The organism is Enterobacter cloacae complex sp. P6RS (assembly GCF_014982245.1).
Lineage (GTDB): Bacteria > Pseudomonadota > Gammaproteobacteria > Enterobacterales > Enterobacteriaceae > Enterobacter > Enterobacter bugandensis.
The window spans coordinates 21,659-36,112 of record NZ_JADCLB010000021.1 but is presented as its reverse complement, the minus strand read 5'-3'; the positions used below and the strand labels follow the sequence as shown (position 1 = coordinate 36,112).

13 protein-coding genes are annotated in these 14,454 nt (G+C 57.7%); 6 read left to right on the top strand and 7 right to left on the bottom strand.

Annotation, left to right across the window (positions count from 1 at the left end; genetic code table 11):
• Positions 1–16: 16 nt before the first annotated feature.
• The 7 genes from nei to INF73_RS16055 form a co-directional block, all read right to left on the bottom strand.
• Positions 17–808 carry an endonuclease VIII gene (gene nei / locus INF73_RS16085; protein WP_193542112.1) on the bottom strand — a complete coding sequence of 264 codons (792 nt, stop codon included), beginning with the start codon at positions 806–808 and terminating at the stop codon, positions 17–19.
• Between the two features lie 18 nt (positions 809–826).
• The gene (gene pxpA / locus INF73_RS16080; RefSeq protein ID WP_193542114.1) at positions 827–1,567 is read right to left on the bottom strand and encodes a 5-oxoprolinase subunit PxpA; all 741 of its coding nucleotides are present in this window, start codon (positions 1,565–1,567) and stop codon (positions 827–829) included.
• Complete coding sequence (gene pxpC, locus INF73_RS16075; protein WP_048999788.1) at positions 1,554–2,486, bottom strand: 5-oxoprolinase subunit PxpC; 933 nt, start codon at positions 2,484–2,486, stop codon at positions 1,554–1,556. Before pxpC ends, pxpA begins: the two co-directional genes overlap by 14 nt.
• On the bottom strand, positions 2,480–3,136 hold the full coding sequence (gene pxpB, locus INF73_RS16070) for a 5-oxoprolinase subunit PxpB (protein WP_100170594.1): 657 nt from the start codon (positions 3,134–3,136) through the stop codon (positions 2,480–2,482). The genes pxpC and pxpB overlap by 7 nt, the downstream gene beginning before the upstream one ends.
• A gap of 14 nt (positions 3,137–3,150) precedes the next feature.
• The gene (locus INF73_RS16065; RefSeq protein ID WP_028012373.1) at positions 3,151–3,894 is read right to left on the bottom strand and encodes a type 2 GTP cyclohydrolase I; all 744 of its coding nucleotides are present in this window, start codon (positions 3,892–3,894) and stop codon (positions 3,151–3,153) included.
• 10 nt (positions 3,895–3,904) lie between these two features.
• Positions 3,905–5,317 carry a deoxyribodipyrimidine photo-lyase gene (gene phrB / locus INF73_RS16060; RefSeq protein WP_126327325.1) on the bottom strand — a complete coding sequence of 471 codons (1,413 nt, stop codon included), beginning with the start codon at positions 5,315–5,317 and terminating at the stop codon, positions 3,905–3,907.
• A 603-nt stretch (positions 5,318–5,920) separates the two neighbouring features.
• Positions 5,921–6,127, bottom strand: coding sequence for a YbfA family protein (locus INF73_RS16055; RefSeq protein ID WP_014069366.1), 207 nt, complete (start codon positions 6,125–6,127; stop codon positions 5,921–5,923).
• A 309-nt stretch (positions 6,128–6,436) separates the two neighbouring features.
• Between INF73_RS16055 and kdpF the strand changes: the two genes are divergently transcribed.
• Genes kdpF through kdpE form a run of 6 tightly spaced genes read left to right on the top strand, consistent with a single transcriptional unit; the run spans position 6,437 to position 14,222 of the window.
• Complete coding sequence (kdpF, locus tag INF73_RS16050; RefSeq protein ID WP_014069365.1) at positions 6,437–6,526, top strand: K(+)-transporting ATPase subunit F; 90 nt, start codon at positions 6,437–6,439, stop codon at positions 6,524–6,526.
• A complete protein-coding gene (gene kdpA, locus INF73_RS16045; RefSeq protein WP_193542116.1) occupies positions 6,526–8,205 on the top strand; it encodes a potassium-transporting ATPase subunit KdpA in 1,680 nt (559 codons plus the stop codon). The genes kdpF and kdpA overlap by 1 nt, the downstream gene beginning before the upstream one ends.
• An 18-nt stretch (positions 8,206–8,223) precedes the next feature.
• Positions 8,224–10,272 carry a potassium-transporting ATPase subunit KdpB gene (gene kdpB / locus INF73_RS16040; protein ID WP_193542118.1) on the top strand — a complete coding sequence of 683 codons (2,049 nt, stop codon included), beginning with the start codon at positions 8,224–8,226 and terminating at the stop codon, positions 10,270–10,272.
• A 12-nt stretch (positions 10,273–10,284) separates the two neighbouring features.
• Positions 10,285–10,860 (top strand): potassium-transporting ATPase subunit KdpC, encoded by a 576-nt coding sequence (kdpC, locus tag INF73_RS16035; RefSeq protein ID WP_126327322.1) that lies wholly within the window; start codon positions 10,285–10,287, stop codon positions 10,858–10,860.
• Positions 10,861–13,548: a two-component system sensor histidine kinase KdpD gene (gene kdpD, locus INF73_RS16030; protein WP_088205149.1), complete on the top strand. Its 2,688-nt coding sequence runs from the start codon at positions 10,861–10,863 to the stop codon at positions 13,546–13,548.
• Positions 13,545–14,222 (top strand): two-component system response regulator KdpE, encoded by a 678-nt coding sequence (kdpE, locus tag INF73_RS16025; RefSeq protein ID WP_063438228.1) that lies wholly within the window; start codon positions 13,545–13,547, stop codon positions 14,220–14,222. The genes kdpD and kdpE overlap by 4 nt, the downstream gene beginning before the upstream one ends.
• Positions 14,223–14,454 lie beyond the last annotated feature (232 nt).

Here is a 14,454-nt window from a genome sequence, read left to right as displayed (position 1 = left end):
GGTTACCGTTTTACTTTTATTTCTGGCAGTGCGGGCACCAGTAAAAAGGTCTGGAAGAGAGCATAATCCTGTCGATAATCCCGCCGCACCGCTCGCACTTTTTTCCCGCCCGATGAAACACTTTGAACCGGAACAGCGCCCCGTGATGCTTGTTCTCATTCACCAGGCCGCGCGTGTTGTACGACAGCCGTGGAATGTCCAGCAGCGCGTGAGACAGCGCGTCCAGCTGTTCCTCGCTAAGCTGAGAGGCCTTGCGCTGAGGCGCCAGCCCCACTTGCCAAAGGATTTCCACCCGCAGATAGTTGCCTAATCCCGCAAGAAAAGCCTGATCGAGCAACAATCCGGAAAACTGGCGGTTGCGGAATTTGGGCGATAACAGTCGGGCCTTCACGTCGCTCGCCGTCAGGCGCATGTCCAGCACGTCCGGCCCGACGCGCTGTAAGAACGGATGCGTCAGCAGCTGCTCCGGCGTTAACATTTCGATATCTGAGGCGCTGTAGAGCAGGATCGCTTTCTCCGCCGTTTGTAACCGGACGCGCAGCACGCGCGTCGTTTGCGGCTGCTCGTCCGCATCGACTACACGCCACACACCGTAGAGCTGGTTATGGCTATATAACGTCAGGTTATGGGAAAAATGCGTGAGCAACGCTTTGCCGCGCGTTTCAATGTGGGTCACCGTCTGTCCCACCAGCTCTGTTTCAAACGGCTTAAGTTGAGGAAAGGCAAACCAGACATCGGTCAGGGGTTTGCCCTTTATCGCCGCCTCCAGGCTATCCGCCGCGCGGCGGATCTCCGGACCTTCAGGCATGTCATTGTCCTTTTATAATCAATCTGCGCTGACGAGAATGCCCTCTTTAGAGAACGCCGCCCGCAGGCGTCGCGCAAACTGGAGCGCATGCTCCCCGTCGCCGTGTAAACACACCGTATCGGCCTGAACATTTGCGAATGTTCCATCCACGGCGGTCACCCGCCCGAAGCGCACCATCGCCAGCGTCTGCGCCAGCGCTTTATTTTCGTCAGTAATCAGCGCACCGGCCTGCGTGCGCGGCACCAGGCTGCCGTCCGGCATGTATCCCCGATCGGCAAAGACTTCCTGCCGCGTCGTCAGCCCCAGCCGTTCTCCGGCACGAATAAGCTCGCTACCCGCCAGGCCAACCAGAATCAGCTGCGGATTGCAGTCCCGCACCGCGCGGGCAATCGCCTCCGCCAGCGCCGGGTCTTTCGCTGCCTGGTTATAGAGCATGCCGTGCGGTTTGACGTGACGCAGCACGCCATGCTCAGCGCGCGCTATCGCCTCCAGCGCGCCGATTTGGTAGAGCACCTGAGCGTAGACCGTCTCAGGGGGCAGATCCATCGCCGTACGGCCAAAGTTCTCCCGGTCCGGGAAGCTCGGGTGAGCGCCAATCGCCACGCCGTTTTTAATGGCATTACGCACGCTCTCCAGCATGGTTTGCGCATCGCCCGCGTGAAAACCGCAGGCGATATTGACCGAGGAGACCAGGGTCATCAGTTCCGCATCGGCGCTGCTGCCTTCCCCCAGATCGGCGTTTAAATCAATCTTTACCATCAAGCCTCCACGCCAGCTGTTCGAGATAGCGCTGCCGATCCTGCCGGGCCTTTAGCGCCTCCTCCAGCGTACACTGCACAAAATGAATCGGCTGACCGAGAGGGATTTGAGCCAGATGGTAGCGATCCGCTTCAATAATGCAGGCAATACGCGGATAGCCGCCGGTAGTTTGCGCGTCGTTCATCAGTACGATGGGCTGCCCGTTGCCCGGCACCTGAATCACCCCTGGCAGCAGCCCGTGGGAAAGCAGCTCCCGGTCAGTCGTGCGGGTCAGCGGCTGCCCCTGAAGCCGGTAACCCATACGGTTACTCTGCGGGCTGATTTTCCACGGCGAACGCCAGAAAGACTCTTTTGAGGCTTCATCAAACTCCTGATATTCCGGTCCCGGCAAGGCGCGGATCACGTTCCCCCACAGCAGCTGCTTCACGCCCTGCGTGGTGGTGAAATGGCGCGCTGATGGCTTAATCGCAATACGATCGCCGTCGCGCAGCAGCCGTCCCTCATGGCCGCCCATTCCCGCTTTCTGGTCGGTGCTGGACGACCCCAACACCTCCGGCACGTCGATGCCCCCCGCCACGGCAAGATAGCTGCGCACGCCGTGCAGAGGACGCTTAAGCGTCAGACGCTGCCCGGCTTTCGCCCGCAATCGCCAGCCGGTCCACACCGCTTTGCCGTCCAGCGTCGCGTCACAGCCCGCGCCGGTTAAGGCGAACCAGGTCTCCTCACCAAATTCAATAACGCACTGACCCAGCGTAATTTCTAACGCCGCCGTGCTGCCCGCGTTGCCTACCAGCAGGTTGGCAATCTCCAGCGAAGGACGATCGAGCGCACCGCAGTAGCTCACGCCGGACTGGCGCATGCCAAAGCGTCCGGCATCCTGAACGGAGGTATAAAGCCCCGCGCGAATAAGCGTTAACATACCCCCTCCTTCTGCGGGATAAAGCGCAGAGTATCACCCGGACGCAGGAGGATCGGTGCCTCCTGCCCCGGTTTAAATAGTGGCATAGAGGTGTGCCCGATAAGCTGCCAGCCGCCCGGTGAAGTAAGCGGATAAACTCCGGTTTGTTCACCGCCAATTGCCACCGTTCCTGCGGGAACGCTCAGGCGCGGCTCAGCCCGACGCGGGGTATGCAGCCGGGGAGATAATCCGCCCAGATACGGAAAGCCCGGCTGAAAACCCAGAAACCAGACGACGTAATCCACCGAGCTGTGCAACTCCACAACCTGCTTTACTGTTAATCCACAGTGTTCGGCCACCACGCCAAGGTCAGGGCCACCTTTGCCGCCATAGACAACCGGGATCTCAATCGCCCGCGACTCTGGCTCCAGCGCCTCGCTCTCTTCCCACCAGCGCTGCAGACGCTCAATGGCATCCAGCGCCCCGGTGTGCGGATCGCGTAGCACCACGGTGATATTATTCATACCCGGAATAGCTTCAACCACGCCGGGTAGCTCGGGCAGTCGCTGAGCCAGGCGCCAGATACGCTTTTGCGTGGCAAGCGTCACGGGAGGCTCAAGCTCCAGAACTACCGCGGTTTCACCTAGAAGATAACAACGCGCTCGCTGCACTTAACTACCTCTCATCAGGCCGGATTAGGAATATCAATAAAGGTCACATCCAGATCGGTATTTTCCGTCAGCCACTCGCTGAGGGCGCGAATACCGCCGCGCTCGGTAGCGTGGTGGCCTGCCGCGTAAAAATGCAGCCCCTGCTCGCGGGCAGAGTGAACCGTCTGTTCGGAGACTTCGCCGGTAATAAACGCATCAACACCAAAGCGCGCGGCGCTGTCGATAAAGCCCTGGCCGCCGCCGGTACACCACGCCACGCGCTTCACGGTATCCGGCCCGGTATCTCCGCACCACAGCGGACGACGCCCCAGCCGCGCTTCGATCCACGATGCCAGCTCCAGCCCCGGTACCGGCATCGACAGTTCGCCCCACGGCACCAGCGGCTCGATTTCACCCATCACGGTAATCCCTAACAGCTGTGCCAGCTGGACGTTATTTCCCAGTTCAGGATGCGCATCCAGCGGCAGATGGTAACCGTACAGGTTGATATCATTCGACAGCAGCGTTTTGAGGCGGTTGCGCTTCATGCCGCGGATAATCGGCGATTCGTTTTTCCAGAAGTAACCGTGATGGACAATCACCGCGTCGGCTTCCTGACGCACCGCCTCATCCAGCAGCGCCTGGCTTGCCGTCACGCCGGTGATGATTTTCTGCACCGTTTCGCGCCCTTCGACCTGCAGGCCATTCGGGCCATAGTCGCTAAAGGAGGCGGTATTAAGTTTTTCGTTAATCAGGCGTTCCAGTTCACTGTTTTTCATCATCATTCTCTCAAACTTTTCGTGCGGCTTCGTACGCCGCCAGCGTGGCGACGCGCGCCTGTTTATGGTCGACAATCGGGCGGGGATAATCGAGCTTTACGCCCTGTTTATCCGCCCATGCCCACGGGTCATGGATCGCTTTTTCAGGAACGTTCCTGAGCGCGGGCAACCAGCGGCGAATAAAGTCGCCGTTGGCATCAAATTTTTGCCCCTGAGTGGTCGGATTAAAAATCCTGAAATAGGGAGCCGCATCGGTGCCGGTAGAGGCCGCCCACTGCCAGCCACCGTTATTCGCAGCCAGATCGCCATCGATCAGCTGAGAAATAAAATAGCGCTCTCCGATTCGCCAGTCGATAAGCAGATCTTTCACCAGGAAGCTCGCGGTAATCATTCGCAGACGATTGTGCATCCACCCGGTTTCATTTAGCTGGCGCATAGCGGCGTCCACTATCGGATAGCCCGTCTCCCCTTTTTGCCAGGCCTGTAAAAGTGCCTCATCGTGCTGCCATTTTACGCTGTCGGTCCACGGAATGAACGGACGATGCTTACAGAGACTGGGATGGTACGTCATCAGATGGCGGTAGAATTCACGCCAGATAAGTTCGTTCAGCCACACCGAGCCCGCACCACCGTCCAGCGCCTGCGGCTGTTCGGCCAGAAGACGATGCAAACACTGGCGAGGGGAGAGCACGCCCAGCGCCAGGCAGGCCGATAATCGGCTTGTCCCTTCAATTGCCGGGAAATCCCTGCGCGCGTCGTATTCTCCCGCGCCCTGCCTGCAAAACTGGCGCAGCTTCGCAATAGCGGCCTTCTCACTGGCAGGGAACAGAAGTTCATCAAATGCCCGTTGGGGATAGTTGAACGTTAATTCGGGGAGATCGGTTATAGCCTCTCCTCTGGCGGCGGGCGCGGGTACGCACTCCGGCAGCGCCTCTTTCAGGCGCTTAACAAAAGCATTTTTAAACGGCGTAAACACTTTATACATTTCGTGACCGCCGGTCATAACGCTGCCCGGAGCCAGCATCACGCTGTCATCAAATCCCTCACATACCACTTCTCCCAGCATTTTCTCCAGCTGGCGGTCCCGCTGTTGTTCGTTCAGTTCGTACTGGTAGTTATAAAAAAGATGCGTGACGCCGTTATGCTGGCATATCTCCTGCAACATATGAAGCTGCGCGGTAAAATCGCTGACCTCTTTGTAGATCAGCGGAATGCCTTTCTCGGCAAGCGCGTGCTGCAGTTCGTTCAGGTGTGATTTGAGGTAAGCCGCCTGCCGTGGAGCCATATCATGCTGCTGCCACTGCTCAGGCGTGGCGATAAATAGCGCCAGTACGCTGGCGTCATCAGAGCGGCAGGCTGCCGCGAGAGCGATGTTGTCATGTACGCGCAAATCCGCGCGAAACCAAACCAGATGGGTGGGCATAAAACTCCAGGCTATTGTCCATTATGTCCATAAGGGCATGCCGTACAAGGAAAAAGCATGCATTGAACTACTTTGCCATGAAGTGTAGACGGGATGAAATAAAAAAGGCCGCCCGGGGCGGCCTTAACGCTACTTGTCCTGCGCTATCGTGGTTAAAGCGACAAACGCATTAGGTTCATCACTCGTTACAACGAGTACGCTGGCGACAATGAACGCGATGCATATATAGCGTTTCACTATGCGGTCCCTGCTGCTAACCGCTCCACCGTTCACCACCGGTGATAAATCGGTGGACACAAGCTCTGTGTGGAGCCTGACTTACGGTTGTTGTAACACCTCTCCCGGGACCGGTGCCCATTTGCGAGATGGCGGAAAGGGACGCAGCATGGTAAACATCACGTGAGCAAAACGTAACCCATTGAACCTGATATTAAGAATATATTTAGGATTGAGGCAGTTGCTTATTCAACCAGCAGACGTATGCTTATAAGCCTCTGTGTGAGAGCTTGAAAAAACCACCCAACGGACCGCGAATCCCGAGGGACAAAAAAACCGCCATATTGCTATTGGCGGTTTTTTTTATGGCTACGCGTCAGCGTTGTATCAATAGAAATCGCAGGTCGCTTTCTCTGCCTGATCCATCCACACCGGCTTCTCGCTGGTTTTCGCCCAGACGCGGTGCAGATAGCTGTAAAAACGCGCGCGATCTTTCCAGAACAACATCACCGGCAGGGCCAGCACGCCAGCCACTACGGCGAAAGTGCGACGCATGAACACGATATGAGCCGGATACTCTTTATAAAGATCCATATTTTTCTCCCCTGTAGTTGGCCGGAAACCTTCTCCGGAAAATGTGAAATCTGTGACCTGGATAAAATAATATCGCTTTGCGTGTAATTTTACTACTCATCCGACCACTTATTTTTATCCATTTATTGAATATTTACATTCACGCCGTAATTAAGTTACAAAAAAGTTAACAATTTACTTACCAATAGTTAAATTGTGGGCTTTGCCATTTTTATACTTTTTTTACACCCACCCTTCTGATTTTTGCGAAATCTTTGCGCCATAAATCCTACCGTTAGCACAACAACAAAAGTCACCCGGAGGTGGATTGTGAGTGCAGGTCTTATTGCCGGCATCGTGCTGGTGTTCCTGTTATTGGGTTATCTGGTCTATGCCCTGATTAACGCGGAGGCATTCTGATGGCTGCTCAGGCGTTTTTGCTTATTGCCAGCTTCTTAGTGGTATTGTTCGTTCTGGCAAGACCGCTGGGAACGGGACTGGCGCGATTGATCAACAACGTCCCCCTGCCCGGCACGGGAGGCGTTGAAAAAGGGATCTGGCGCGTACTGGGTATAGACGATCGGGAGATGAACTGGCGTGACTATCTGATCGCCATTCTGCTGCTGAACATCGTTGGGCTCATTGCACTTTTTGCCATGCTGATGCTGCAGGGTAGCCTGCCGCTGAATCCGCAACGGTTACCGGGCCTGTCCTGGCACCTGGCGCTGAATACGGCAGTCAGTTTTGTTACCAACACCAACTGGCAGTCCTATGCCGGTGAAACCACGCTGAGCTATTTCAGCCAGATGGCTGGATTAACCGTGCAGAACTTCCTCTCTGCCGCCAGCGGTATCGCGGTAATTTTCGCGCTGACGCGCGCGTTTGCACGTCAGAAAATCGGTACCCTGGGTAACGCCTGGGTGGATCTGACGCGCATTACGCTGTGGATCCTGCTGCCGATTGCGCTGCTTATCGCGCTGTTCTTTATTCAGCAGGGCACTCTGCAAAACCTGCTGCCTTACGCCCCGTATACTTCGCTTGAAGGAGCAAAACAGATCCTGCCGATGGGGCCAGTGGCGTCGCAGGAAGCCATCAAGATGCTCGGCACCAACGGCGGCGGCTTCTTCAACGCCAACTCGTCGCATCCGTTTGAAAACCCTACCGCCTTGACCAATTTTGTGCAGATGCTGGCGATCTTCCTGATCCCCGCCGCGCTCTGTTTCGCCTTTGGTGATGTGGTCAACGATCGCCGTCAGGGCCGCACACTGCTCTGGACCATGTCGCTGATCTTCGTGGTCTGCGTGGCGCTGGTGATGTGGGCTGAATGGAGCGGCAACCCCCATTTCATGCAGCTTGGGGCGAACAGCACTATTAATATGGAAGGCAAAGAGAGCCGCTTCGGCATTCTTGCCAGTAGCCTTTATGCAGTCGTCACCACAGCAGCCTCGTGCGGGGCGGTAAACGCCATGCATGACTCTTTCACCGCGCTGGGCGGCATGATCCCGATGTGGCTGATGCAGATCGGCGAGGTGGTGTTTGGCGGCGTGGGCTCCGGTCTTTACGGCATGCTCCTGTTCGTGCTGCTGGCGGTGTTTATTGCCGGTCTGATGATTGGCCGCACCCCGGAATACCTCGGTAAAAAAATCGACGTTCGCGAGATGAAATTAACCGCACTGGCGATTCTGGTCACCCCGGCGCTTGTGCTGCTCGGCACCGCGCTGGCCCTGATGACCGAAGCAGGACGCAGCGGCATCTTTAACCCGGGCATTCACGGCTTTAGCGAAGTGCTGTATGCCGTCTCCTCGGCCGCCAACAACAACGGTAGCGCCTTTGCAGGCTTAAGCGCCAACTCTCCGTTCTGGAACTGTCTGCTGGCGTTCTGCATGTTCGTGGGCCGCTTCGGGATCATTGTGCCGGTTATGGCGATTGCCGGATCGCTGGTAAATAAAAAAATCCAACCGACCACCACCGGGACGTTACCGACCCACGGCGCGCTGTTTATCGGCCTGCTGACGGGCACCGTGTTGCTGGTCGGCGCCCTGACCTTTATCCCCGCCCTCGCGTTAGGCCCGGTCGCGGAAACTCTCTCTTTACGCTGATTTTGCGGAGTATTTGTCATGAGTCGTAAACAACTGGCCCTGCTCGAACCGACGTTAGTTCGTCAGGCGCTTATGGATGCGGTGAAAAAGCTGAGCCCGCGCGTGCAATGGCACAACCCGGTGATGTTTATCGTCTGGGCCGGCAGCGTCCTGACCACCGTACTGGCGATTGCCATGGGGACGGGTCACATGCCGGGAAACGCGATGTTTACCGGGGCCATCAGCCTGTGGCTGTGGTTTACCGTGCTATTCGCCAACTTTGCCGAAGCGCTGGCGGAAGGCCGGAGTAAAGCGCAGGCCAACAGCCTGAAAGGGGTGAAAAAAACGGCGTTTGCGCGGAAATTACGTGAACCGAAATACGGCGCGCAGATGGACCACGTTCCGGCGGATGAACTACGTAAAGGTGATGTGGTGCTGGTGGAAGCTGGCGACATCATCCCGTGCGACGGAGAAGTCATTGAAGGTGGCGCATCGGTAGATGAAAGCGCCATTACGGGGGAATCCGCACCTGTGATCCGTGAATCCGGCGGTGATTTTGCCTCCGTAACGGGTGGGACGCGCATTCTTTCCGACTGGCTGGTGATCCAGTGCAGCGTCAACCCGGGCGAAACCTTCCTCGACCGGATGATCGCCATGGTGGAAGGCGCTCAACGCCGTAAAACACCGAACGAAATTGCCCTGACCATCCTGCTGATAGCCTTGACCATCGTCTTCCTGCTGGCGACCGCGACGCTGTGGCCATTTTCCGCCTATGGCGGCACTCCGGTCACCATCACCGTACTGGTGGCGCTGCTGGTCTGCCTGATCCCTACCACCATCGGCGGCCTGCTGTCGGCCATCGGCGTGGCCGGCATGAGCCGTATGCTCGGTGCTAACGTCATCGCCACCAGCGGGCGCGCGGTTGAAGCCGCCGGTGACGTGGATGTCTTGCTGCTGGATAAAACCGGGACCATTACCCTCGGTAACCGCCAGGCATCCGAATTCTTACCCGCCCCGGGCGTGGATGAAAAAACGCTGGCGGATGCGGCACAGCTCTCCTCGCTTGCCGATGAAACCCCGGAGGGCCGAAGCATTGTTGTTCTCGCCAAGCAGCGCTTTAACCTGCGCCAGCGCGACGTTCAGAGCCTGCATGCCACCTTCGTGCCGTTTACGGCGCAAACCCGAATGAGCGGGATTAACATTCAGGATCGCATGATCCGTAAAGGCTCTGTTGACGCCATCCGTCGCCACATTGAGGCCAACAATGGCCACTTCCCGCCTGAAGTGGACAACCTGGTCGAAAGCGTAGCCCGTCAGGGGGCCACGCCGCTGGTGGTGGCAGAAGGCGCGAACGTGCTGGGCGTAATTGGCCTGAAAGATATCGTCAAAGGCGGCATTAAAGAGCGCTTTGCCCAGCTGCGTAAAATGGGCATTAAAACGGTGATGATCACCGGGGATAACCGTCTTACCGCCGCGGCGATTGCCGCCGAAGCGGGCGTGGATGATTTCCTTTCCGAAGCCACGCCGGAAGCGAAACTGGCGTTGATTCGTCAGTATCAGGCGGAAGGTCGTCTGGTGGCGATGACGGGCGACGGTACCAACGATGCCCCTGCCCTGGCGCAGGCCGACGTGGCGGTGGCGATGAACTCCGGTACCCAGGCGGCAAAAGAGGCGGGCAACATGGTCGACCTCGACTCTAACCCGACCAAGCTGATTGAGGTGGTGCACATCGGCAAGCAGATGCTGATGACGCGCGGTTCGCTGACCACCTTCAGTATCGCCAACGACGTGGCGAAGTATTTTGCCATTATCCCGGCGGCCTTTGCGGCCACCTATCCGCAGCTCAATGCGCTGAACGTGATGCACCTGCACTCTCCGGCATCGGCTATTCTGAGCGCGGTGATTTTCAACGCCCTGATCATTGTCTTTCTTATTCCGCTGGCGCTGAAGGGCGTGAGCTATAAGCCGCTGACCGCCGCCGCCATGCTGCGCCGCAACCTGTGGATATACGGCCTGGGGGGGCTGGTGGTGCCTTTCATCGGTATCAAGGCTATCGACCTGCTGTTGACCCTGTTCGGGCTGGTTTAAAAGGTGAATCAAATGACGATGTTACGCCCCGCTATACTTTTGTTTATTCTGCTGTCTCTCATTACCGGCGGGCTGTACCCGCTGGTAACCACCGCGCTGGGCCAGTGGTGGTTTAAGGATCAGGCCAACGGCTCGCTGATTATACAAAACGGCGAAAACCGCGGTTCACGCCTGATTGGTCAGAACTTTACAGATGCTCGCTACTTCCAGGGACGCCCTTCCGCCACTGCCGAAAGCCCGTATAATCCGATGGCATCCGGCGGCAGTAACCTGGCGGGCAGCAACCCGGAGCTGGACAAAGCCGTCGCTGAACGCGTGGCAACCCTGCGTGCCGCCAATCCTCAGGCCAGCCGCGAGGTGCCCGTAGAGCTGGTGACCGCCTCGGCCAGCGGGCTGGACTACAGCCTGACGCCGGCAGCGGTGGCCTGGCAGATCCCGCGCGTCTCCGCCGCCCGTCAGTTGACCGTCGAACAGGTGAGCAAGCTGGTGGCAGAGCACACGCAAAAGCCGCTGGTCAGCTTCATCGGCATGCCCGTGGTAAATATTGTTGAGCTGAATCTGGCGCTGGACGCGCTAAGGAAAAACTAAATGACCGACGAGCCCATGCGCCCGGATCCGGACAGGCTGCTTGAACAGACGGCTGAAGCCCATCGCGGCAAACTGAAAATTTTCTTTGGCGCCTGCGCGGGCGTCGGGAAAACCTTCGCCATGCTGACAGAAGCCCAGCGGCTTCGGGCGCAGGGGCTCGATATTCTGATCGGCGTGGTTGAAACCCACGGACGCAAAGAGACGGCGTCGCTGCTGAAGGGGCTGGCTACCCAGCCGCCCCGCCGCATCAGCCATCGTGGTCGTTTAGTTACGGAGTTTGATATTGATGCCGCCCTCGCCCGCCGTCCCGCCCTTATCCTGATGGACGAACTGGCGCACAGCAATGCGCCAGGCTCACGCCATCCCAAACGCTGGCAGGATGTTGAAGAGCTGCTCGAGGCCGGCATTGATGTGTTCACAACGGTTAACGTTCAGCATCTTGAAAGCCTGAACGACGTAGTCAGCGGCGTGACCGGCATTCAGGTGCGCGAGACGGTGCCCGACCCGTTCTTTGATTCTGCCGATGAGGTGGTGCTGGTTGACCTGCCTCCTGACGATTTGCGCCAGCGCCTGCACGAAGGCAAGGTTTATATTGCCGGCCAGGCCGAGCGCGCCATCGAACATTTCTTCCGCAAAGGTAACCTGATTGCCCTGCGCGAGCTGGCCCTGCGGCGTACTGCCGATCGCGTTGATGATCAGATGCGCGCCTGGCGCGACCTGCAAGGGCAGGAGCGCGTCTGGCACACGCGGGATGCTATTCTGCTGTGCGTGGGCCACGGCAGCGGCAATGAAAAGCTGGTCCGCACCGCTGCGCGCCTGGCGGCCAAGTTTGGCAGCGTCTGGCATGCAGTGTATGTCGAAACGCCGCAGCTGCACGCTCTGCCCGAAAACCAGCGCCGCGCGATTCTGAGCTCGCTGCGCCTGGCGCAGGAGCTGGGTGCCGAAACCGCTACCCTTTCCGATCCGCAGGAAGATAAAGCGATTCTGCGCTACGCGCGGGAGCATAACCTGGGGAAAATTGTCATTGGCCGCCGCCAGCATCGCCGCTGGTTTAGCCGCGAATCCTTTGCCGACAAGCTGGCCCGCCGCGCGCCGGATCTGGACCTGGTGATCGTGGCGCTGGATGATAAACCTGCTCCCCTCCCCAGCCGCGCGCCGGACAGCCGGGCCTTCAGCGATAAATGGCGCATTCAGCTCCGCGGCTGCCTTGTCGCCGTCGTGCTCTGCGCCCTGATCACTATAATCGCCAGCAAATGGCTGATTGCCTTCGACGCGGCCAACCTGGTGATGATCTACCTGCTGGGCGTGGTAGTGGTGGCGCTCTTTTACGGACGCTGGCCGTCGGTACTGGCGACGGTTATTAACGTCATCAGCTTCGATCTGTTCTTTATTGCCCCCCGCGGGACGCTCGCCGTCTCGGACGTACAGTACATCCTCACCTTCGCCGTGATGCTTACCGTCGGGCTGGTGATCGGGAACTTAACGGCAGGCGTGCGCTACCAGGCGCGTATCGCCCGCTATCGCGAACAGCGCACGCGGCATCTTTATGAGATGTCGAAATCGCTGGCGGTGGGCCGCACGCCGCTGGATATTGTGCAGACCAGCGAGCAGTTTATTCGCTCGACCTTTCATGCCAGCAACCTGATTTTACTCCCGGACGATCACGGCAAGCTGCGCCCGCTGACGTCGGCCTCGGGCATGACGCCCTGGGACGAAGCCATCGCCCGCTGGAGCTTTGATAAAGGGCTACCGGCGGGTGCAGGGACCGACACCCTGCCCGGCGTGCCCTATCAAATTCTGCCCCTGCGCAGCGCCGATAAAAACCTGGGGCTGGTTATCGTGGAGCCCTCCAATCTGCGCCAGCTGATGATCCCCGAACAGCAGCGACTGCTGGAGACCTTTACGCTGCTGGTTGCCAGCGCGCTGGAACGGCTGGCCCTCACCGCCAGCGAAGAGCAGGCCCGGCTGGCAAGCGAGCGCGAAAGCATTCGTAACTCGCTGCTGGCGGCGCTGTCTCACGACCTGCGCACACCTCTTACCGTCCTGTTTGGCCAGTCGGAAATCCTGACGCTGGACCTGGCAGCGGAAGGTTCAAAACACGCCATGCAGGCCAGCGAAATACGTCAGCACGTGCTCAATACCACGCGCCTGGTGAATAACCTGCTCGATATGGCGCGTATCCAGTCGGGCGGTTTTAACCTCAAAAAAGAGTGGCTCACGCTTGAAGAGGTGGTGGGCAGCGCGCTGAAAATGCTCGAACCCGGCCTCGGTGGACGGCATATTGCGCTGAACATGCCCGAGCCCCTGACGTTAATTCATGTCGACGGTCCGCTGTTTGAACGAGTGTTAATTAATCTGCTGGAAAACGCCGGCAAATATGCGGGTCCCAGCGCCCGGATTGGGGTGGATGCGACGGTGGTCGATGGCACGCTTCGTCTTGACGTCTGGGATACCGGGCCGGGCATTCCTGCCGGACAGGAGATGGCTATTTTCGAAAAATTCGCACGCGGCAATAAAGAGTCTGCCATCCCGGGCGTGGGGCTGGGGCTGGCGATTTGTCAGGCAATAATTGATGTTCATGGCGGAACCATTTTCGCGGAAAATCGTCCGGAAGGCGGCGCGCGTTTTTGTGTTACACTTCCTCTGGAAACCCCGCCGGAACTGAATGAATTACCAGAGGATTTGTGATCAACGTTCTGATTGTTGAAGATGAGATCGCCATTAGCCGGTTTCTGCGCGCAGCGCTGGAAGGCGATGGTCTGCGCGTTCATGATGCGGGTACGCTTCAGCGGGGGTTAATTGAAGCCGCGACCCGCAAGCCGGACCTGGTGATCCTCGATCTTGGCCTGCCGGACGGTGACGGCATCGATTTTATCCGCGAGGTACGTCAGTGGAGCCAGATGCCAATTCTGGTGCTCTCCGCCCGTACTGAAGAGACGGATAAAATCGCCGCGCTGGATGCCGGGGCGGACGACTATCTGATAAAACCTTTTGGTATCGGCGAGCTACAGGCTCGCCTGCGCGTGGCCCTGCGTCGCCACAGCGCCACCACGCCAGCCGATCCAACCTATTCGTTTGGGGATATCCGGGTTGATCTGGCCGCGCGGCGTATTGTGCGCGGTGAAGAAGAAATCCATCTCACGCCAATCGAGTTTCGCCTGCTCGCCGTGCTGCTTAATAATCACGGTAAAGTACTCACCCAGCGCCAGCTGTTAAGTCAGGTGTGGGGACCCAACGCGGTGGAGCATAGTCACTATTTACGCATATATATGGGACATCTTCGCCAGAAACTTGAAGTTGACCCCGCGCGCCCCCGTCATTTATTAACTGAAACCGGTATCGGTTATCGGTTTATGCTTTGAATAACTATTCAATTTATTTTTAAATAAAAACGAAACCTTTCAGAAAATATTTCACAAATATCCCAACCGTTATTTTTTTGATTATTTACGCTCACATCAAACATTCACAACACAATCTATTAACGTGACACTAACAATTCAGAATTTTGATCTGCATTATTCATCAAAAACGACTGATTATTTCTGAAATGATCGGTTAATGGTGATCTGCTTCACGGTTAATCGCCTTTGC

Coding starts and splice junctions, on each gene's coding strand:
- kdpD (WP_088205149.1), top strand. CDS start 10,861: ATGACCGACGAGCCCATGCGCCCGGATCCGGACAGGCTGCTTGAACAG.
- nei (WP_193542112.1), bottom strand. CDS start 808: ATGCCTGAAGGTCCGGAGATCCGCCGCGCGGCGGATAGCCTGGAGGCG.
- kdpC (WP_126327322.1), top strand. CDS start 10,285: ATGACGATGTTACGCCCCGCTATACTTTTGTTTATTCTGCTGTCTCTC.
- INF73_RS16055 (WP_014069366.1), bottom strand. CDS start 6,127: ATGGATCTTTATAAAGAGTATCCGGCTCATATCGTGTTCATGCGTCGC.
- INF73_RS16065 (WP_028012373.1), bottom strand. CDS start 3,894: ATGAAAAACAGTGAACTGGAACGCCTGATTAACGAAAAACTTAATACC.
- kdpA (WP_193542116.1), top strand. CDS start 6,526: ATGGCTGCTCAGGCGTTTTTGCTTATTGCCAGCTTCTTAGTGGTATTG.
- pxpC (WP_048999788.1), bottom strand. CDS start 2,486: ATGTTAACGCTTATTCGCGCGGGGCTTTATACCTCCGTTCAGGATGCC.
- pxpA (WP_193542114.1), bottom strand. CDS start 1,567: ATGGTAAAGATTGATTTAAACGCCGATCTGGGGGAAGGCAGCAGCGCC.
- phrB (WP_126327325.1), bottom strand. CDS start 5,317: ATGCCCACCCATCTGGTTTGGTTTCGCGCGGATTTGCGCGTACATGAC.
- kdpB (WP_193542118.1), top strand. CDS start 8,224: ATGAGTCGTAAACAACTGGCCCTGCTCGAACCGACGTTAGTTCGTCAG.